This is a genomic window from Methanobrevibacter smithii ATCC 35061 (genome assembly GCF_000016525.1).
Classification (GTDB): domain Archaea; phylum Methanobacteriota; class Methanobacteria; order Methanobacteriales; family Methanobacteriaceae; genus Methanocatella; species Methanocatella smithii.
Genome location: NC_009515.1, coordinates 834,224 through 855,358, shown reverse-complemented (window position 1 = coordinate 855,358; position 21,135 = coordinate 834,224). Strand labels below are relative to the sequence as shown.

General features: G+C 31.1%; 16 protein-coding genes. 7 read left to right on the top strand and 9 right to left on the bottom strand.

The annotated features are described in order from the left end of the window. Positions 1-9: 9 nt before the first annotated feature. Positions 10-396, bottom strand: a complete 387-nt coding sequence (locus MSM_RS04470) for a UPF0146 family protein (RefSeq protein ID WP_004033036.1) — start codon at positions 394-396, stop codon at positions 10-12. A gap of 76 nt (positions 397-472) precedes the next feature. Between MSM_RS04470 and rimI the strand changes: the two genes are divergently transcribed. Continuing rightward, positions 473-910 (top strand): ribosomal protein S18-alanine N-acetyltransferase, encoded by a 438-nt coding sequence (gene rimI, locus MSM_RS04465; protein WP_004033037.1) that lies wholly within the window; start codon positions 473-475, stop codon positions 908-910. Here rimI and MSM_RS04460 read toward each other — a convergent pair. Continuing rightward, on the bottom strand, positions 900-1,427 hold the full coding sequence (locus MSM_RS04460) for a zinc ribbon domain-containing protein (protein ID WP_004033038.1): 528 nt from the start codon (positions 1,425-1,427) through the stop codon (positions 900-902). The genes rimI and MSM_RS04460 overlap by 11 nt on opposite strands. 113 nt (positions 1,428-1,540) lie before the next feature. On the opposite strand from MSM_RS04460, the gene prf1 reads away from it, so the two are divergent. After that, positions 1,541-2,779 (top strand): peptide chain release factor aRF-1, encoded by a 1,239-nt coding sequence (gene prf1 / locus MSM_RS04455; RefSeq protein WP_011954153.1) that lies wholly within the window; start codon positions 1,541-1,543, stop codon positions 2,777-2,779. Positions 2,780-2,926: 147 nt separating this feature from the next. Here the strand turns inward: prf1 and MSM_RS04450 are convergent, their stop codons facing one another. Together MSM_RS04450 and MSM_RS04445 are read right to left on the bottom strand one after the other, a co-directional pair. Continuing rightward, a complete protein-coding gene (locus MSM_RS04450; protein ID WP_011954152.1) occupies positions 2,927-3,466 on the bottom strand; it encodes a hypothetical protein in 540 nt (179 codons plus the stop codon). Positions 3,467-3,500: 34 nt separating this feature from the next. Further along, a complete protein-coding gene (locus tag MSM_RS04445; protein WP_011954151.1) occupies positions 3,501-3,788 on the bottom strand; it encodes a hypothetical protein in 288 nt (95 codons plus the stop codon). A gap of 476 nt (positions 3,789-4,264) precedes the next feature. Here MSM_RS04445 and gdhA point away from each other — a divergent pair, with 476 nt between their 5' ends. The 5 genes from gdhA to MSM_RS04420 all read left to right on the top strand — a co-directional run bounded on the left by gdhA (position 4,265) and on the right by MSM_RS04420 (position 15,212). Next, positions 4,265-5,608, top strand: coding sequence for an NADP-specific glutamate dehydrogenase (gdhA, locus tag MSM_RS04440; RefSeq protein ID WP_011954150.1), 1,344 nt, complete (start codon positions 4,265-4,267; stop codon positions 5,606-5,608). A gap of 265 nt (positions 5,609-5,873) precedes the next feature. Further along, positions 5,874-6,293: a universal stress protein gene (locus tag MSM_RS04435; protein ID WP_004033042.1), complete on the top strand. Its 420-nt coding sequence runs from the start codon at positions 5,874-5,876 to the stop codon at positions 6,291-6,293. A 373-nt stretch (positions 6,294-6,666) separates the two neighbouring features. After that, positions 6,667-7,137 carry a hypothetical protein gene (locus MSM_RS04430; RefSeq protein WP_011954149.1) on the top strand — a complete coding sequence of 157 codons (471 nt, stop codon included), beginning with the start codon at positions 6,667-6,669 and terminating at the stop codon, positions 7,135-7,137. A 397-nt stretch (positions 7,138-7,534) separates the two neighbouring features. Continuing rightward, positions 7,535-12,727, top strand: a complete 5,193-nt coding sequence (locus MSM_RS04425) for an Ig-like domain repeat protein (protein WP_011954148.1) — start codon at positions 7,535-7,537, stop codon at positions 12,725-12,727. 235 nt (positions 12,728-12,962) lie between these two features. After that, on the top strand, positions 12,963-15,212 hold the full coding sequence (locus MSM_RS04420) for a right-handed parallel beta-helix repeat-containing protein (RefSeq protein WP_048058614.1): 2,250 nt from the start codon (positions 12,963-12,965) through the stop codon (positions 15,210-15,212). Positions 15,213-15,281: 69 nt separating this feature from the next. Here the strand turns inward: MSM_RS04420 and MSM_RS04415 are convergent, their stop codons facing one another. From MSM_RS04415 to MSM_RS04395, 5 genes are all read right to left on the bottom strand, one after another. Then, entirely contained in the window at positions 15,282-15,887 is a 606-nt protein-coding gene (locus MSM_RS04415; protein WP_011954146.1) for an orotate phosphoribosyltransferase-like protein, read from the bottom strand. A gap of 9 nt (positions 15,888-15,896) precedes the next feature. Further along, positions 15,897-16,853, bottom strand: coding sequence for a Gfo/Idh/MocA family protein (locus tag MSM_RS04410; RefSeq protein ID WP_004033047.1), 957 nt, complete (start codon positions 16,851-16,853; stop codon positions 15,897-15,899). A 14-nt stretch (positions 16,854-16,867) separates the two neighbouring features. After that, on the bottom strand, positions 16,868-17,737 hold the full coding sequence (gene hemC / locus MSM_RS04405; protein WP_004033048.1) for a hydroxymethylbilane synthase: 870 nt from the start codon (positions 17,735-17,737) through the stop codon (positions 16,868-16,870). A 143-nt stretch (positions 17,738-17,880) separates the two neighbouring features. Beyond that, a complete protein-coding gene (gene cfbE / locus MSM_RS04400) occupies positions 17,881-19,296 on the bottom strand; it encodes a coenzyme F430 synthase (RefSeq protein ID WP_011954145.1) in 1,416 nt (471 codons plus the stop codon). After that, entirely contained in the window at positions 19,296-21,134 is a 1,839-nt protein-coding gene (locus MSM_RS04395; protein ID WP_011954144.1) for a bifunctional NADP phosphatase/NAD kinase, read from the bottom strand. Before MSM_RS04395 ends, cfbE begins: the two co-directional genes overlap by 1 nt. Between the last annotated feature and the right edge of the window lies 1 nt (position 21,135).

The following is a 21,135-nucleotide window of genomic DNA, read 5'->3' as shown; positions in this document are numbered from 1 at the left end:
AAGACACACCTATAATATGTAAAAACTTGCTTTTTTATAATTTTTCAATTTCACTTTGTGTGAACTTATATTTAAATCTTCATTACACAAAGGTTTTATGATAAAAGTTCCGTCAACTTTTCGTGACAGTCTTTCTATATGGGGTTGCAATTCACTTGGTGGGCGAATGGAATATATAATATCGGCATTTTCATATAATTCCAAGTTAGGATTTGTAATGTCATCTTTTATTACTTCATCATCATTTGGCAAAATATCGGTTTTGATAATTTCTATATTTTCGTTTCTCTTTAGGTATTGGTATACTCCGTCAAATTTCCCGACGGCTATTTCCACTATTCTTGTCGGATTTTCAGTTGCCTGTGTTAAAATGAACTCTGCGAAATCATCCCACATTTTTCTAACCTCAAAAATTATATATTTATCTAATGATATATATCTTTCAAGATTAATTTAAATTATAGGTTTATAGATGATAATTAGAGAATTTGTCCCAAATGATTTGAAACGTGTTTGTGAAATAGAAAAGATGTCTTTTGATGAGTCTTATGAGCTAAACATGTTTAAGCAGTTGTATGATATTGGTGCAGGTTTTTTAGTAGCTGAAGATGATGGTTATGTTGTAGGTTATGTCTTGTTTTGGATAAAATATGAAAATGAAGGCCACATCATATCTCTGGCAGTTGATAAAGATTATCAAAGAAAACAAGCAGGAACAAAATTGCTGCTGAAAGCTATAAATGTCCTGTCATTATTTAAAATAAACAAAATACTTTTGGAAGTAAATGAAAATAATGAAGGAGCTATTGAATTTTATAAAAAATTTAATTTTGAAGTGGATAGAAAAGTTCCACATTATTACAATAACGGTGATGGTGCTATCGTTATGTATCTGCCGGTTAAGGTTTAATGCTGGTTAAATTATTGCTTAACATTTGGGTAGCATTATCAATTGCAGTCAAATCAAGATTTCCAGTTAAGTATAGTGTTAATATTAAAATTCCATATAATACTAAAATTGTTAGTTGGATATATCCGTGTTTTTTAGCTACAGGATCTTTTCTTGTTGCAAGGTAAATTGCCAGTATTACTCCAATTAGTCCTCCAAGTAAAGAAAAGATATAACCTAAAATGATTATTATTTTGCTGGTAGGTTTATATTCCTCTTGTTTCATGGAATTTTTGCTGATTTCTTTTTTGATAACTATTGGGTTTAGTGTTGTGTTAACTCCGTTTAATTGGTTTTTGAAAATTAGTGGTGTACCACATTTAACACAAAATGTAGCTTCATCAGGATTTGCAAATCCACAGTAAGGACAAGCATTTTCACTTTCTGTTATTTTCGGGAACTCATATCCGCATTTGATACAAAATCCGTATTGGTCATCACATGTTGAGCGACAGTTTGGACATCTTCTTAAAACCATATTATCATCTTCGTTATTAATAGTTAGTATTTATAGTATTTAAAGTTCTTTCATTAATTATTTATAAGGTGAAATTACATAAATATATTATTATATTAATTTAAGGGATTAACATGGCAGAAGTATCATCAAAAGAATTATATAAATTTAAAAAAACTTTAAAAGAGTTATCAGAGAAAAAAGGTAGAGGTACAGAGCTTGTTTCCGTTTATATTCCTCATGATAAACAAATTAGTGATGTTGGTAAACAAATGAGGGATGAACTCGGACAAAGTGCTAACATCAAGAGTAAGCAAACAAGAAAGAATGTACAGTCAGCTATTGAAGTAATTATGCAAAGGATAAGATTATTTAAAGCAGCTCCTGAAAATGGACTGGTTCTTTTTGTAGGTATGATTCCAAGAGGAGGTCCAGGAACTGAAAAAATGGAAACTTATGTTTTTGAACCTCCGGAACCTATTACAACTTACTGGTACCAGTGTAACAATGAGTTTTTCTTAGAACCTCTTGAGTATATGATTGAAGAAAGGGAAACTTATGGTTTGGCAGTTATTGACAGAAAAGAAGCTACAATAGCTACTTTAAGAGGTAAAAAAGTAAACATTTTAAACCATTTGACAAGTGGTGTTCCGGGAAAACACAAAGCAGGAGGTCAATCACAAAGAAGGTTTGATCGTGTAATTGATTTGGCTGCTCATGAGTTTAAAAAACGTATCGGAGAACACATGAATGAAGATTTCTTAGCTTTGGAAGAACTTGAAGGAGTTATTATTGGAGGTCCAGGTTTTACAAAAGAAGAATTTGTAAAAGGTGATTATCTTAACTACGAAATTAAAGATAAAATCATAGCTACTGTAGATACTTCATATACTGGGGAATTTGGTATTAGGGAAGTAATAGACAAATCTGCAGATATTTTAAATGATTTGGATGTTATGCAGGAGAAAAAAGTAGTTCAAAAATTCCTCCATGAGTTAGTTAAAGATAAAGGGCTTGCTTCTTATGGTGAAAGGGAAGTCAGGACTAACTTAATTATGGGTGCAGTTGACACATTATTATTATCTGAAGATTTAACTGCAATGCGTAAAGTTTTCAAATGTCCTAGCTGCGGCAATGAAGAGGAAATTACTGTCAAATCTCAAAGTGAAGCAGATAAACTTGAAAAACCATGTTCCAATTGTGGTGAAATTTTAAAAGAAGAATCTTCACAAACTTTAATTGAAGATTTTGTTGAAAAAGCTGAAGAAATGAATTCTGAAGTTGAGCTTATTTCTACAGAAACTGAAGAAGGTATGCAACTCTTAAGAGCATTTGGTGGAGTTGCAGCGATTTTAAGATACCATGTTGGATAAATATTTTTAATTCCAATCATGGTTTTTATTTTGAATATTCCATACAAACATAGCTGTCTTCTTCATCAGTCATGGTGAACCTTCAGTTTATGGTTATGAATTAGATATGGTGGTTTATGTGGGGGAAATGTTCAAAAAATAATGGTATTAGAATCTACCTGAAGTATCAGAATAATCCCAACAAATCTTATCAAAACTACGGTAATTAGGATTATCTTCAAAAATATCAGAAATAATATTATCTTTATCATCCGATAAAATTAATTTTCTATATTTAGCTGTGTAAAATCCATGTTTATAATCACGTTCTGTTGGTGAAATCCAATACTCAATTTTAGCGGAATAACCATTAGGAAAATTAAATACTCTTTCCACATCTTCCCCAATAATCACATGATCTTCCAACATTTTCAATTGAGTATCTCTTGGAACATAATTAGGATTCTTTTCTATAACTTCACTTATTAATTTTCCGTCTTTGAATAATTTCAATATTCTAAAATAATCACTAGATCTACCTCCTCTACAATAAAGTACATCTTTAGAAGGTAATGATGATTCATCAATTTCATTATAATCTGAAAATGGTATTTCTGTCATATTCATACCATAATCAACTTGAACTTTCCAGTTATTATGGAAATAAAATCCTTCAACTTTTTCACCACCTAATCTAATGAATACCATAAAATCACTATTTAATTATAGGTACTATGTGGTTTTATTTTGAATATTCCATACAAATATAGCTGTCAGGATGCTTATCATAATAGCTAAATGGATTATTTGCTCTTTTTGTTTTTTTAATCGGGTTAAAAGCAGTTGCACCTTCATCTATCCTGATTTTATCTATGATTTCAATAAATACTTTTTTATCCATAGGATATTCCTTATTGAATTTGGCATAAAGTGAATAAGCAGTTTTCGGATTTTTTAAATAATCCTCTTTTAATTTATCATATTTGGATTGGGGTATTTTTATTTCATCAGTTGGTTTGTATACAGCCATTTTAACTCTCTCTTTTTTAATTTTTTTTATTTAATTTTGTATGTTTGTTTAGTTATTATAATATTTATTTAGAAAATTTTAAAAATCATTCATCGTTTTTATTTTTTGTCTACTGAAAAATGATTTTTACCTGTTTTCGTAGATTATTATGTAAAAAGTACTATATAAATACCTACTGTTTTTTTGTAAACATATAATTTTGTCCAATTCATTTATTAATTGTATTGAATATTTTTTTATTTTTATTTAGAAAAGTGAAAGTTTTTAATAATAGAAAATATATAGTAATTATCATATTGTTAAATATTCTTGGTTATTCCAGGTCAAAATCTGAATGTTATTTAATGATATACACTGAACAAGTGTTGGAAATTTTTAGAAAATATTATTATTTATTCAAATAGATTTTTGAATTTTTTAATCAATTTCTAGAAAATTCCGTAATTATATATTTTAATTAACGGAGGAGAAATATTATGTCTTACGTAGATGATGTAATAGAATTAACTGTAAAACAGAACCCTTCTGAACCAGAATTCCATCAGGCTGTAAAAGAAGTATTGGAATCTTTAAGGGTTGTTATTGAAGCAAATGAAGAAGAATATAAAAAGAATGCACTTCTTGAAAGGTTAGTTAACCCGGAAAGACAATTAAAATTCCGTGTTCCATGGGTAGATGACAATGGACAAGTACAAGTAAATACTGGATACCGTGTACAATTCAACAGTGCAATTGGGCCTTACAAAGGTGGATTACGTTTCCACCCTTCAGTAAATGTGGGTATTATTAAATTCTTAGGTTTTGAACAAATTTTCAAAAACTCCTTAACAGGCCTTGCAATTGGTGGAGGTAAAGGAGGTTCCGACTTTGATCCTAAAGGAAAATCTGACAGGGAAATCATGGCATTCTGTCAAAGTTTCATGACTGAATTATTCAAATACATTGGTGCAGACACTGATGTTCCAGCAGGAGATATTGGTGTTGGTGGTAGAGAAATTGGTTTCTTATATGGTCAATACAAAAGGATTAGGGGATTATCTGAAGGAGTATTAACTGGTAAAGCATTATCTTATGGTGGTTCATTAGCAAGAACTGAAGCTACAGGATACGGATTATTATACTTTACTGATGCAATGTTAAAAGCAAATGACATTGATATTAAAGGAAAAACTATTGCAGTATCCGGTGCAGGTAATGTAGCTATTTATGCTATTGAAAAAGCACAACAATTAGGCGGTAATCCTGTAACCTGTTCTGATTCTACCGGTTGGATTTATGATCCTGAAGGAATTGATGTAGAATTATTAAAAGAAGTAAAAGAAGTAAAAGAAGTAAAACGTGCAAGACTAACTGAATATGCTGAAGCAAGACCAAGTGCAGAATATCACGAAGGTAAAGGTGTATGGTCTGTTAAATGTGATATTGCTCTTCCATGTGCAACTCAAAACGAATTACTTTTAGATGATGCTAAACAGTTAGTAGCTAATGGTGTTGTTGCAGTTGCTGAAGGTGCAAACATGCCTACTTCTATTGAAGCTACTGAATACTTACAAGACAATGATGTATTATTTGGACCAGGAAAAGCTTCCAATGCTGGTGGTGTAGCTACTTCTGCATTAGAAATGGCTCAAAACTCTCAAAGATTCTCATGGGACTTTGATAAAGTTGATAAAAGACTTAAAGTCATTATGGAAAACATCTTTGCTAATGTTGATGAAGCAGCTAAAACCTATGGATTTGAGAAAAATTACGTAGTCGGTGCAAACATAGCTGGTTTTGAAAAAGTAGTAGATGCAATGAATGCTCAAGGAATCGTTTAGATTTATTTAACTTGGCTATAGTTAATTCTATAGCTTTTAACTTTTTTTTAAGAAAAATTTCATAAAAACATTGTTTTTTGTCTATTTGACTGGCTAAATTTTATTTTTCAGCTTTTAATTTGTGATATTGTACAAATTCCGGGTTTTCTTAATTATTATAATAAATTACTTCTATAGCTAAAAATTATTTTCATAATATTTATTAAATAGTTTAAATTAAAATAAAAAATGCATGAACTAAACATTTTTCATGAGGTGAAAAATTATGTATAAAAAAATTTTAGTTCCTACTGATGGATCAGAAGCTGCAGAAAAAGAAGTTGAAAAAGTTGGAGATTTACTTGCTGAAGATGGTGAAATCATCATATTGTCAGTTGCATCTGAATTGACTCCACACCAATTCCAAAGTAAAGAAGATATTGATAAATTAAATCAATCTTTCTTAGATGAAGCTCAATTTAATGTGGATAAAATGAAAGCTAAATTTGATCCAAATCTTAATGTTACAACTAAAGTTCTTGTTGGTTTTCCTGCAGAAACTATTGTTAAAGTTGCAGAAGAAGAGGATGTTGGATTAATAGCTATTTCATCATCTGGTAAAGGTAGAGTTACAAAATTCTTTATTGGAAGTGTAGCTGAAAAAGTTATTCACTCCTTTAAAAAAGATGTTTTATTAGTACATTAAGCAGCTATTTTTCATAGCTGCTTTTATTTTTTACAAATTTTTACTTTTTTTTAAAGAAAATGTTTATAATTGGTGTTAGGGTGATTAAATCAATATTTAACACCATCTGATTTTTGCCAAACTATTAATATTTTTAATGGCAGTAAATTTTATATAATAATCCTTTTTCATAAGGATTTATTGAAAAATTCTGTTTTTTTTAGCTGAATTGATGAAATAATCGTGTTTTTTACTTGAAATATATTAAAACATAGATATTCAATAAAAATGGAAATGCAATGAATTTAAAAAGATGTTTTTAATTTTTGAATTTTATACATTTTTATTAGAATAAAAGTAAATTATTTTTAATAATTTGGAGATAATGATTTAAATGAAGTTAAATTCAAAAATAGTGGTTGCATTGCTTTTGTGTGTTGTAGCTGCAATTACTGTAGGTATGGTGGCTGCTGAAGATCTTACTTTACCTGACGGGGCAACTTTTACAGTTCCTGACGGTTTTACAGTTCAAGATGATGGTGACGGGAATACTGCTTTAGTTAAAGATGATCTTGCAATTATTGTTTTAGCTAGTGATGCTAAAAGTCCTGATGATGCAAAAAAAACTCTTGAATCAAAAGGTTACACTTTCAAAAGTCAAAAAGATGTTTCCGGATTCGGTGATATAAAAGTATTTGAGCAAGCTTATGATAAAGACGGTATGCCAATATATGGGTATGTTTGTGAAGTAGATGGTTCCAGTTATATTGTTTGTGCCGCAAATGATCCATCCGATTGGGATGTTTCCAATAGTGACAATCCTGTAAATATTATAATTAAATCTATTGATACAAGTAATGTTTAAACTGTATAATTTCATTACTTATTTTTCTTTTTTTAAATAAAATGATAATCTTTTCATAAAACAAGTTTAAGCAATTTTTATTGTTATTTGAAAATATAAATAACTAATTTTTAAAAAACAATATAAACAAAATGCATCTTCAAAATTATTATCTAAAAATAAAAAAACATTAATCTGTATTGGAAAATAATAATTTCAATTTATCGTTAATTTTATATATTTTTATACTAAAACTTTTAATTGTATTCTTTAATATATTTGATATAATAAAGATGATGTTTAATTAATGATAATTTTTTTTAGATGCCTGTTCATTTTTTGATAACTTTAATTATCATTAGTCAAATATATTTTATAAAATATAAAATAAATTGTATTTTAAAGGAGGTTTGAAAAATTGAAACATGGTAGGTTGTTAACTGCTGTATTAATATTGATTTTATGCAGTTTGCTGGGTTTGGCTAGTGTCAGTGCTGCCGATTTAACTAATGATACACTTGATGATTTTCAGGGTGATCCTGTAATTGGTGAAATTAATAATAACCATGCAGTTGGCGAGGAAAATAACGGCGATTGTCTTTATGTTAGTGTAAATGGTAATAGCTATGCTAATGCTACTTCATGGGGCAGTGCCACTAACTCATTGGATTGGGCAATATATTTAGCTAAAGACAATACTACGATTTACATAGATAATGGAACATACAGCGGTTCTGCAAATTCAAAAATTAATATAGCCAAGTCTGTAAATATTGTAGGTTCTGTTAACACTGTATTTGACGGATTAAACAAAAACTATTTTTTTACAATTTCCGATGGTGTAACTGTCAGTATTAGCAATATAACTTTTATTAATGCATTTAAAAAAGCGGATCTTTATTATGACCAGAAAAGCGTATATGGTGCAGTGTTGGATGTTAAAAAAGCAACAGTCTTTATTAGCAATTGTGCATTTAACAATAACCGTATTGAACATACTTCATCTATAAGTAAGGACAATTACGGAGCAGCCATTAGTAATTCTGGTAATATGACAATTATTAATTCCAGATTCAACAGTAATTCAATGACTTCTGAAGCACGTAATTCTGCGCATGGAAGTGATGTTTACAATAATGGTACTTTAAAAATCTTTGATTCCACATTTAAGGGTTCATATGTTGGAGACTTTGCATTCGGAGGATCAATTTCTAATAATGGTAATTTAACATTAACCAGAGTTGTAATGTCTGGTAGTAGTACTGCTCAGCAGGTTAAGGGAGCAGTTCTTTTTAATTCCGGAAATTGTACTATGATAAATTCTACTATTAAGGATTCTTTTGTAACTAGAGCTTTATTCAATACTCTTTATGGTGTTATTTATAATGAAGGTAGTTTAAAAGCTGTTGGATGTATTTTTGCAAATAATGGAGGTATAAAAGATAGTGCTATTCCTGTTTATAAAGGTACTGTCAATATTTACACTGTAGGGGAAATAGACATAAGCTATTCTGCATTTTTAAATAACAAGCCGCTGGCTGAAAGTTATGCTGATTTCTTTGCAGACGGTGGTGAAAACATTTGTCTGGACAATAATTGGTGGGGATCCAATAAAAAGCCGGTGAACAAATCCAATGTTGATAAAGTAAATTCCTGGCTGATGTTGGTAGGGTCTCCGGAATACAGTGCTCTTAATATAAACGAGTCAACTGATATTTCAGCTATTTGGAAATCAAGCAGTGGAAAGCCTGTTGATATTAGTTTATTCCCTATTTTTGATGTTTCATTTAATACATGGGTTAATGGAACTGCACAGACAATAACCAAAAAACTGGATAATGGAAGCGCTGTTATAAGCTATAACTGGACTCAAAAGAAAGGAAGTTATGAAGTTTCAATCAGTTTAAGGAATTTTACTCAAAAAGTATTGGTTGATGTAGGTAAACTTGTATCAAATATGACTGTAAGTGTCAATGACATCAATTATACTGAAACTCTTGTTGTTGATGTAGCCGTAAATGGCATAGATTCAATTTTGCCTGAAGGAAATGTTTCACTTATAATTGGTGGAAAAACATACACTGAAAACTTAGTCAATGGTAAGGCAACTTTTAACATACCTGATTTGCTTGCCGGAAATCATACATTAAATCTTGTTTATATGGGAAATGACGAATATTTCAGATCATTTGTTCATAAAACTGTCACAGTAAATAAATGCCCTATTAATTTAAACATTTCAATTCCTGAAATTAATGTTGGGGAAATTGCAAAGGTCAATATACATACATCTCCTAAAGGAGTTCAAATTTATGCATATTTAAGTATTAACGGTAAACGTGTACAGATGATTGTTATAAATAAGGAGGATATTCAGGTTACAATTAGAAATTATGGTGGAGCTGGCGTGTACAACATTACAATTGAAACATGGGGCAGTGAACTTGATGAACAGCTTTATGAAATGGCTTCAGTCAGCGGATTATTGAAAGTAAATAAATATGATACAAATCTGAGTGTTAATGCCAGTGATGTTAAAGCAGGTGAAAATGCAACAATAACTATTAAAATAAACCCTAAAGATGTTAAAGGGGAAGCAACACTTATTATAAATGGTGTTGAAAGCAAAATATTTTTAAAAGATGAAATAACTGAGATTACACTCCATAATTTAACCGGCGGAAAATATGATGTAACTGTCATTTATCCTGGTGACAATAAATATGCCGGTTCAACGGCATCAACGTCATTTGTGGTTTTAAAAGAAAGCTGCAATTTGACTGTTGATGTTATTCAAAATGATGACCTTACAGGTATTGTCAATATAAAAACAAACCCGGGTAATTGTACTGGTCTTATTGGAGTTTATGTAAATAATGTACTTTATCAGGCAAAGCTGGTTAATGGAATAGCTAATGTTTCTGTTAACTTTACAAAAGGAACTAATTATGTTTATGTATACTATCCTGGAGATAGCTATTATGATGATGCGTCATGGAATACAACGGTAAATATATCTGCAAAATGTATCTTAACCGGTGAGGACATTATAATGGTTGAAGAAGACGGATCCAAATACACAGTTAAAGTAACTGATCTGGACGGAAATCCCTTTACTTATGTGATTGTTTTAATTGAAGTTAACGGCACAACATATAAGGTAACTACAAATAATGCAGGTAAGGCTTCACTTCCTCTCAATCTGACTTCCGGAAATTACACAATATCTGCTACATATGATTATACAACAGTATACAACACCATTACAGTCAAACCTCTTGATTTTAATTTAACAGTAGCTGATATAGGATATGGTGAAAATGCAATTATCAATGCTAATTTCAATGCTTTAATTAACGGAACTGTTACATTTATAATTAAAAATCATTTAAACAAAACTGTTGATGTAATCTCAGGAAATGCCAGATATAGTTTGAGCGGATTAAAACTGGGTACTTATACTGTAGAAGCTGTTTATAATTCCAAACTATCAAAAACAGCTACATTCACAGTATCCAAAGGCACTCCAAAATTAGATGTGGACATTAAGGATGTTCTCGCAGGACAGGATGAAGTAATTACAGTAACTCTTCCAAATGATGCAACAGGAGAAATTACATTTATTGTAGATGGAACAACATATACAAAAACACTTAATAATGGAATAGCTGCAATTGCAATTCCTGATTTGACTTTAGGAAATCATAGTTTAAAAGTAATGTATTCTGGAGATGCTAATTACAACAGCAGTACTGCCGACATGACATTCAATATTAAAAATTCACTTTCAGAAACTGTCATTGATGTAAACAATACTGTTTATGGTGAAAATATAACTGTACTGGCCAGTGTAACCTCTGGAGCAACGGGTAATGTTACTTTTATCCTTGGAAATTTAACTAAAACAGTAGAAATTATAAACGGCAAAGCAATAGCTACTTTTAATAAGTTAAATGCAGGAACTTATAGTGTTAGGGCAGATTATTTGGGAAATTCTGTTTATTCCAAATCATCTGATGAAAAATCATTTGATGTAGCCAAAGCTAATTCAAATATTGAAATTATCACTGGTGAAATAGAATTTAATAAAAATGTTAGGATTTGGGCTGTTGTAAATGATGATGCAACTGGAAATGTTACTTTCAGGATTTTGGGATTATATTCACCAAGAAATAAGACTATTGTTGGAGGCAATGCGTCATGGCTTATTTCACCTTTAAATAGTGGTTCATATGTTGTTGTGGCTACATATAATGGTGATAATAACTATTTAAGCTCAAATACAACTATGGTTATTTCAGTAAATCAAACTGTAAGTGTTTTGAAGGTAAATGTTGAAGTATATGAAGATGACATGGTAGTTACTGCAATTCTTAAAACTCTGGACGGTCAGCTGATTACAGGCAATGTAACTTTGGAAATTAACACTAAATTTTATAAAATCGTTGTAGTTGACGGAATTGGTGTAAGAAGCATTGAAAAACCTTCAGTTGGTAAATACACATATTCTGCAACTTATAAAGGAACTGATAAAATTTCTCGAGCTGTAGATACTGGTGTTTTTGAAGTCCTGCCTGTTGATTACAATGTTATTTTAAATGCTCCTGATGTTAAAATGATTTATCATGACGGCACCAGATTTGTAGCAACCCTAACAGACAAACAGGGAAATCCTATTGGTGGTGCTGCAATTGAAATAATTATCAATGGAAGAAGTTATGATAAGATAACTGATGAGAAAGGTAGTGTGAGTTTGGGTTTGAATCTGGACAGTGGAATATATTCTGTTGTTGTTAAATTTAAAGGATTATTAAACTATACTCCAATAACCAAGCATGCAAATGTCACTATTGAACCAACTGTTAAAGGATTGGATGTTGTTAAAATGTTTAGAAACAGCACACAATATTATGCAATATTTACTGATTCTCATGGTAATTTCCTTAAAAACAAAAACGTTCAGTTCAATATCAATGGTGTCTTTTACACCAAAACCACCAACGATAAGGGAATAGCTATGATGGGCATTAACTTAAATCCTGGCAAGTATGTTATAACTGTGATAAATCTTGTTACAGGTGAGCAATCAAGCAATATTATTACTGTAAACTCATTGATTGTTCAAAAGGATTTAACCAAGTACTATTTAAATGCTTCAAGATTTGAAGCAACCATTTATAACAAGGATGGGAGCTTGGCTGTAAATAAGGAAGTGACTTTTAACATCAATGGTGTGTTTTATCACAGGACAACTGACAGTAATGGTGTTGCAAGTCTGGGAATATCTCTAAGGCCTGGAGAATATATCATTACAACTATGTTTGACGGATTGGTTATTGGAAACAAAGTCAGTGTATTGCCTACATTGGTTACTAAAAACTTGAACATGAAATACCTGGACGGAAGCAGCTTTACTGCACAGACATTAGACGGTCAGGGAAAACCACTGGCTAACCAAAACGTATCATTTAATGTAAACGGAGTATTTTACTATAAAGTCACAGACAATAACGGTATGGCCAAATTAAACATTAGATTGATGCATGGAGAATACATCATAACTTCCTGCTGGAACAATTTCCAAACAGGAAACACAATACGAATATTTTAAAAAAGAGATTATTCAATTAATCTCTTTTGATTTTATTTTAAGGATAAATATATAAACTATTTTTTACATATACTTAATTGTCTTTTAGTTTGAACTTTAAATAAGTTTTTTTTAATCTTATAAAATGACTTATTTTAGTTTTAAAAGATTTTATTAAAACTAAAAAGAGGTGAAAAAGATTAAATTAAGTCGAAAAATAATAATTACATCTTTGTTAATGTTATTTTTCGTGATTATGGGATGCGTTTCTGCAAATGATTTATCAACATTAGGTGAAAATACTACTGTGCCTAATATTATAATTGTTGGTGATGCACCAGAAGTTCCAGATGTGCCTGACATTCCAGATATTCCGGATTTTCCAGTTGATCCTGATAATCCGGACATTGATGATCAAAATGATTCTGATACAGTTAATTTGACCATATTTAACATCGATGAATATTTTGTTGACGGTACTTTGGGGGTTGAGCATTCTAATACCAAATTTGTATTAACTCAAAACTTTGATAATTTAGGTCTTTTAAAAATTGAAGCAAATAATGTAACTATTTTAGGTAATAATTTTACTTTGCAAAATGTTGCATTTTTGATTAATGGTAAAGATGTTACCTTAGCTAATTTCACATTAGTTAATGATTTTGATTTCAAAGATGCTGATGGTGCGGCAATTCTTACATTGGCCAATAATACGCATATACGTGATTGTGTTATAAATTATAATGTTCCTCGTGATAGTGAAGGTTACGGCATTTCTGCAGTTGGAAGAAGAATTGCTCCAATTAGTGGTTTGGAAGTTATTAACTGTATAATCAACTTTGAAGGCCATAATTATAAGGCAAATACCTATAATTATGCTTTAAAAGTAAGTAACTGTCCTAATGCATTAATTGCAAATAACAGTATTTATACTCAGCTTCCGTTGAGGGATGTTAATTTCGGAGCAGTTGGAGCTGATTTAAATTCTAATTATGTGGCAAGTGTAGGTATTGAGTACAGTAATAATTTAACATTTATCGGAAATATTGTTGCAAGTATTGTTAATAAAAGGCCAGGAAGTCCTTTCCCTACATTGGACGGTATAATTATTGCCGATTCAAATGATTGTCTTGTTAAAAACAATACTTTGTATATGGAAGATTTCTTAACTTTCCCAGGTCTTAATAATTATCTTTATGGTATTGATGTATGGCGTGTAAATAGTTTGACATTAGATTCTAATAATATAGCTATTTTAACTACTGGCGGAATGTTATCTGCCGGTACTGCATACCCTATACAAATTACCGGACCTTCTAAGAAGATAAATATAACTAATAATGATTTGTATTCAATATCTAACGGGCCAAACATAGGAATCTATTCACAAAATTATTATGGTGATACACAATTGTATATTGCTCATAATAAGATTAACGTGACAGGATTGGCAGGTAATGATAGCTGGGCACTTGTTGCAGGTATAGAAGTTCAGGATTCTAACGATACTATTATTAATAATACAATTGAAGTTCATAGTGTTGCGGAAGTTAAGGACAATGACAATATGTACGGTATAAGTTATTCTCAATCAACTAAAGGTAACCATACATTTGTAATTAAAAATAATACAGTTACTAGTGATGCAAAATATGCGATTTCTCTAATAAGTGCTGAGAATTCGGTTATTGTTGATAATTTATTAATATCTACTAGGAAAGATGCGAAAGCCAGTTATGATGCATTCAATACGAAAGGAAAATTTTATAATACTTCATATTATAATAATCGTGTAGTCAATGCATTTGATTATTATGCGGAAATTTACAATCATGTTGACGGAGGTTCTGAATTTAATTATACGACTCCTACCAATGTGAACAATTTGACAAATAAGGTTGATGGTTCAAAAATAAAACCATGGTTCCCTGATTTCCCTAATAGAAATCCTTTACTTCCTAAACCTGGTGACGGAAGTAGTGTTATTGTAACTCCTGACGATGGTGATGATAAAAATCCAAATGTTCCAGATAGACCTGACGGTGATGCAGGTTATGTGGATGTCCCTGATTTATCTGGTGATGATGGAGGATCAAAAAATCCGTCTAACGGCACTAGTAGTACAGATAAAAATTCTAACAAATTAGGTGTAAGTTTACTTGATGCTTTGATTAATTTCTTGAATTCAAATACAGACACTGGAGACTCAAGATCCAATTCATATGGTGGAACTGTTCGTACAAATAGCAGTACTTCATCTAGTGACAGTCCAAGCCTTGACGGAAATCCATCTCCAGCAAGTAGCACAAAATCCTCTTCAGGATCAAATGCAAAAAGTGCTGGAAGTTCTGCAGGTGATGACTCCAAATCTGTAAAAGCATATGAAATTGATAAAAATATAATGAAAAGTAATCCGAATACAATTATTGCTTCTATTATATTAATTATAATCGTTGCTTTGTTAATATTTGTTGGATACAAACGCAGAAAATTAAACGAAGAATAATTTAAAATTATGATTAGTCTTTATGACTATTCTTTTTCTTTTTTTATAAAAAATAGTAAAAATGTAGGTTTATAATCTACCTACTTTAATTAAAGATTCGATAGGAACTTCTTCAATTTCAGAAAGTCCTGATTTGTCGATTAATACAGTAACAGCTATAGGTTCTCCACCATGGTCTTTTACTGCATGAATAACTTCTTTTACAGTTTTACCGCTGGTTATAACATCATCAACAATTACAACTTTTTTACCTTCAACAGATCCGAAATTGGTACTTATAGCTCCTTCGCCGTCGTCTTTTTCTTTTCTGTGTTTGTGAGGGTGGTATACTGCAAGGGAAGTTTCAACTCCACTCATGTCTTCTAGAAAGTCAGCCATCATAGTTGCAAATGGTATTCCGCTGACAGCTATTCCAAGAATTACTTCAGCTTCTCCATGTGATAATGCCATATCACTTAAAGCTCCGGAAACATATCTTAAACGGGTTGAATTTCCACCTAAACTTTTCCAATTTATAAAAAAGTCAACAGGAGCTTCTGGTTTTTCTTCAGCAGGTTTTTGGAGAGTTAACCATCTGGCAGTATCCATACTTACATTAAGTTCATCAGCTATTTCACCAGTTGTAAAACCATGTTGTCTAAGCTCTTGAGCTTTTTTAATTAATTTTTGTTTCATTAAAATCACCTATTCAATTTCATCAAAGCTAATAGGTTTATGTTCTCTGGAGGATTTTGTAGCAGCTATTACCATTTTAAGTGCTTTAAGACCGTCTTCACCGGTAATTTCAGGTTCAGTTCCATTAACAACTGCATTTAAAAAGGACCTTAATTCTTCTTTTAATGGTTCTTCATGTTTAATATCAATATCCTGAGCGAATTTACCGTATACGTCAATGCTTTGTTCGATATAGTCTACTGAAATGATTCCGTCAGTTCCTGTAATTTCAATTTGTCTCCTTTTGTATGGAGTTAACCAGTTTACTTCCAGAATTCCTGTAGATTCATTTTTGAAGTTAATCATGATTTCAGCATGGTCTTCAAATTCACATTTTTCCAGGATACTGTTCATGGTTCCGTAAACCTGAATAACATCCTCATCAAATAAGTAGTTCATTACATCCAAATCATGAATAGCTAAATCAATAGTTACTCCAACATCTTTTATTCTTGGAGGGAATGGTCCTACTCTTTTTGCAGATGCAGATACGATATCTCCAATAACATCATTATCAATGAGTTCTTTAGCTTTTTGAACAGCCGGATTGAATCTTTCCACATGTCCTGTTGCTAAAATAACTCCAGCTTCTTTTGCAGCAGCAATCATATCTTCTGCTTCTTTTAGGGTAAAAGCTATTGGTTTTTCAACTAATACATGTTTTCCATGTTTAATAGCTTCCATTACAACATCATGGTGGAAGGTAGTTGGAACACATACGCTAACTACTTCTATTTCAGGATCTTTGAGTAAATCTTCATAATCAGTGAAACCTTTTGCATCATATTTTTTAGCTACTTTATTTAAAGTTCTTTCACTTACATCACTAACAGCAACTAAATTAGCTTCTTCTAATTTATAATATACACGTGCATGGTTGTATCCCATTGCACCTACTCCAATAACTCCTACATTTACTGTTCTCAATTTTATTCCTCCAATTAAACATAATCCTTAAAAACTTTTCCTATTTTTTTACCAAATTGGACAGCATCTCTTATTGATCCTTTTTCAGTATGTTCTTTTAGAACTTCTCCTTCTTTGGTTAATAGGATTGAGTATATACAAAATTGTTTGTCCTTCATTTGGGCTATAGCACCAATTGGCCATTGACAACCTACACCTAGTTCTTCAAGCACTTGTTTTTCAGCAAATACTTCTTGCCGGGATTGATAGTCATTTAATTTAGAAATAATTTCTTTTTTATCAGAATCTTTTCGGGTTATGATGGCTAATGCACCCTGACCTGCTGCAGGTGTGATATAATCTAGGGGAAACACTGTTTTTATGTGTTGTGTAAGATTTAATCTTATTAGTCCTGCCTGAGCCATAAGTGTTGCATCTAAATCGCTACCGTTAACTTTGCTGATTCTGGTTTCAATATTGCCTCTAATTGGTTTGAGTTCAAAGCATTTATTGTGGTAATTACAAAAAGCTTCTCTTCTGAGGCTGCTAGTTCCAAGTTTGGAATTAGGGCCTAGTTCATCCCAGTTTTTATTAGAGATCAGTACTTCATTTGGAGCTACACGTTTTGGAACTGCTGCTATTTCAAGTTCTTCATCTAATTCAGTTGGTAAATCTTTAAAACTATGTACTGCAAAATCTATTTCTTCTTCAAGCAATGCTTTATCAAGTTCTTTAGTAAAAAGACCTTTTGCATCCATGTTATATAATTGAGAATTAGTTATTTTGTCGCCTTTTGTTTTAATTATGTTAACATCAATATTTTCATTAGTAATTGATGCTAAATCTTTACAAACTTGATTAGTTTGTGCAAGTGCTAATTGACTTCCTCTTGTTCCAACATTCAAAATATAATCTCCAATTTAAAAGTATTATTTCTAATTTAATAATAAATTTTAACATATAACTATCATTAAATTACAAATTATAATATTTAGCTAATATTTATTAAATGTTTCAATTTTATGTAAAACTAATGTTACATTTTTGATTATCTTTTATTAAGTTTTCTGTAATCTGAGCGATAAATCAAAAGCAGGTTTTTATTGTTGTGTATAGCTTGTTTATAAACATCCTGGAAGTTTTTTGAATATTTTACCGGTTTATTCATTTTTTTTAAAATTCCTTCACCTACTTCTCCGGTTAAAATGATATTGTAATCAAGAGTGTCCAGATAAGTGCTGACTTTAGATTCATCAATTTCTTCACATGTTATTCCGTAATCTCCACCAATGGCTATGTAATAATCATCCAAATTTCTTATCATGTTTATGGACTCTTCAATAGCTTTTGTATTGATTCCGGGATTGATTTCTTCTATTATTGTTGAATTTTCAATGATTTTTTTATTGGTTCTTCCTTTAATTCCTTTATAATTGGCCAGTCCTTTGATTATTTTTTCTTTTGGAATGTTTAATGATAAACAAGTTGCAATAACTCCCAAAACATTTTTTACATGATGTTTTCCTGGAGCAAATGTTTCAACCTTAAATTCTCCGGAGATTACCTCACCGTTGGCAGTTATTATATTGTTATAACTTATATCAAACAGTGTTTTATCCAAATCATATTCTATATTTTTAACAGTTACGTCAGCATTGTTATTTAGGGAAAAAGTATTTATCTTTTTATGTTCGATGTTTTTGTAGAATTCATCTAATGTTTCTTTTTGGATAGCTACGATGCTGCAATTGAATATCTGACTTTTAGCTTCACTGGCTGTTCTTTTATTTTTAGCTATTGGATAATTTTCAACTATGTTTGTCAAAAGCCCTACATCTCCAATTCCGCTGGCTCCAAGTGAACTTTCAAAAATTGCACACCCATATTTTTTAAGATTTTGGCTATCGCATTTCCCTGCAGCTATTTCGCATACAGGGTTAGCTATTTTATATGCAAGGTCAATTGTTTCTTTAATATTTGCAGGAGTAATTGATATATTTTGTTTTAATGTTTTTTTCACTCCATTTTCATATAATAATGCACCTAAGCTGGATAAAATTAGTGGGTTTTTATCAATTAAGATTTCTTTAAGCATAAAAACGCAGCTGGTTTTTCCTTTAACTCCTGTAACTTCAATTTTGGGAATGTCATTGCCCCAGTTTTTCAGAAGTTCTTTAATTATTTCGTGATGGGTTAAAAAAGTATAATTTAAAGAGGGATTATACTTTTCAATATCTCTTTTAGTTAAAGGTAAATGAACAGGATAGATAACTCTTAAATTTCCGTTTAAGTTTTTTAAATAGTCCAAATCTATAATTTTAACATTATAAACCGCTAACATTTTTTTATCAACACTTTTCAAAGTGTTGTAAATGTCATAGGCATAGACTGTTTCATCTTTTTTTGCAAGACTGACGGCTATTTTCACTCCTCCGTGAGTCATGTCAATTACGAGGCTGTTCATTAGTTGTTGATGCCTCCCTCATTTAACTTGTCTTTAACTTTTTTATAGAAACATTTATTTGAGTTTCTTATGAAGTAAACGTGTTTGTCTGATTTTTTGAATCTGATTTCTTCCTGATATTCTGCTTCCTCATTTATTTGGCCGTCCATTACAAATACTGCGGTTTTACCTTTTTTAAGTAATTTGACAATAATTTCACTTTCATCAGACACGATAAATGGCCTTACACCTAATTTATACGGACAAATTGGGATGATGATAAATCCTCCTACATTCGGATCAACAATCGGACCTCCTGCAGACATGGAATATGCTGTAGAACCGCTTGGAGTTGATATGATAAGACCGTCAGCTCTGAATTCTTCAATGATTTCTCCGTCTACCTGAACCTGGAAATGAAGCATTTTTGAAGGTTCGTCAGTCATTACAACAACTTCATTCAGTGCAGAATAATGGTGGTTTTCATGGGAAACAACTAATTTTGTTCTTTTTTCAAGGTAATATTCTCCTTTTAATATTTTTTTAAGTGAATCAAATGTTTCATTAACTTCAATTTCAGTTAAAAATCCTACTGTACCCATATTAATTCCAAATATTGGTATTTCTTCAGTCATTTTAGTCTGTGTTCTTAAAAGGGTTCCGTCTCCACCAAGAATAATTGCCATATCGCTTTTAAAGTCTTGTATACTTTGTGAGAGCAATTTAAATTCAATGTTAAAGTTTAAATTTTTCAACTGGTCCTTTAATTCAGGATGCTCTTTTATGGTTGTGTTAATTATATTTTTCAAATTAGGGTCTTTTTTAAGTTTTTCAAGCTTTCTGGCCAGTGTCCTTTCAATGACTACATCAATACCGTTATTCAAAAGATAATCTATGATTTTTACAGAGAATAATATTGCATGGTATTCATCTACACGGCTTACTACCCCAACTTCTCCGATAACATCACTTTCATTGTCATTTAAGATATCGATTATCTGTTTGTGGAGTATATTGTTATTTGCTGCAACAACAATTGTTCTTTCATAGATACTTAATTTATTGTCCAGTTTTTCACCGTATTTGTTGGTGATGATTCCTCCGGCTTCTTCAACAATCAATTTGGAAGCTGCAATATCTATTATTCTGCTGCCTCTCAAATCAAGAAATGCATCATATCTTCCGCTGGCTACATATGAAAGTTCCAAAACAACAGAACCTAAAACACGCATGCGCCTTGCATTGTCAACTAATTTGGAAGCTGCTTTGGTTCCGCTTTTAGTAAATCCTCCAAGAGACATATCACTGATGTTTACAATATCTGAGGGGTGCACCTCTTCATTATTCAACCAGCATCCTTTTCCTTTTTCAGCTTCAAAGAAATTGCCGTTTCCGAAGTTGCTGATAAAACCTAATTCAACATCATTTAAAGTAGCTAATCTGCCATCAGGAACATTTGCAACAGCTATTGAAATTCCATATGCAGGTATTTCCTTAATTGCATTGCTTGTACCGTCAATAGGGTCTATTAAGAATATGAATTTGGGTTTTTGTTCCGGAGTTAAATCAGTTCTTCTAAGTTCCTGAGTTAAAACAACACTTTCTTTTTTTCCGTATCCAACTTTCAGTTCTCCAATTTCTTCACTAATGATGTATGAGCGTATAGGAGCATTTTTTAAAATGTTAATTACTTGATCTTCAGCTATAACATCAATATATGATGTTGGAGTGCCGTCAGCCCCCATTTTAACTTTTTCTCCTGATTCAGGTTTTCCGACATATGGTCTGATAGCTCTTCCTACCTCTTTTATAATATCGTAACAAAGGTCTGTAGCTATTTTTTTATCTTTCGCATCCATA

Excerpts from the sequence above, each read along its gene's own strand:
- MSM_RS04420 (WP_048058614.1), top strand. The coding sequence starts at position 12,963 with ATGGGATGCGTTTCTGCAAATGATTTATCAACATTAGGTGAAAATACT.
- MSM_RS04430 (WP_011954149.1), top strand. The coding sequence starts at position 6,667 with ATGAAGTTAAATTCAAAAATAGTGGTTGCATTGCTTTTGTGTGTTGTA.
- MSM_RS04470 (WP_004033036.1), bottom strand. The coding sequence starts at position 396 with ATGTGGGATGATTTCGCAGAGTTCATTTTAACACAGGCAACTGAAAAT.
- cfbE (WP_011954145.1), bottom strand. The coding sequence starts at position 19,296 with ATGAACAGCCTCGTAATTGACATGACTCACGGAGGAGTGAAAATAGCC.
- MSM_RS04450 (WP_011954152.1), bottom strand. The coding sequence starts at position 3,466 with ATGGTATTCATTAGATTAGGTGGTGAAAAAGTTGAAGGATTTTATTTC.
- MSM_RS04415 (WP_011954146.1), bottom strand. The coding sequence starts at position 15,887 with ATGAAACAAAAATTAATTAAAAAAGCTCAAGAGCTTAGACAACATGGT.
- MSM_RS04445 (WP_011954151.1), bottom strand. The coding sequence starts at position 3,788 with ATGGCTGTATACAAACCAACTGATGAAATAAAAATACCCCAATCCAAA.
- MSM_RS04395 (WP_011954144.1), bottom strand. The coding sequence starts at position 21,134 with ATGGATGCGAAAGATAAAAAAATAGCTACAGACCTTTGTTACGATATT.
- MSM_RS04460 (WP_004033038.1), bottom strand. The coding sequence starts at position 1,427 with ATGGTTTTAAGAAGATGTCCAAACTGTCGCTCAACATGTGATGACCAA.
- MSM_RS04435 (WP_004033042.1), top strand. The coding sequence starts at position 5,874 with ATGTATAAAAAAATTTTAGTTCCTACTGATGGATCAGAAGCTGCAGAA.
- prf1 (WP_011954153.1), top strand. The coding sequence starts at position 1,541 with ATGGCAGAAGTATCATCAAAAGAATTATATAAATTTAAAAAAACTTTA.
- rimI (WP_004033037.1), top strand. The coding sequence starts at position 473 with ATGATAATTAGAGAATTTGTCCCAAATGATTTGAAACGTGTTTGTGAA.
- gdhA (WP_011954150.1), top strand. The coding sequence starts at position 4,265 with ATGTCTTACGTAGATGATGTAATAGAATTAACTGTAAAACAGAACCCT.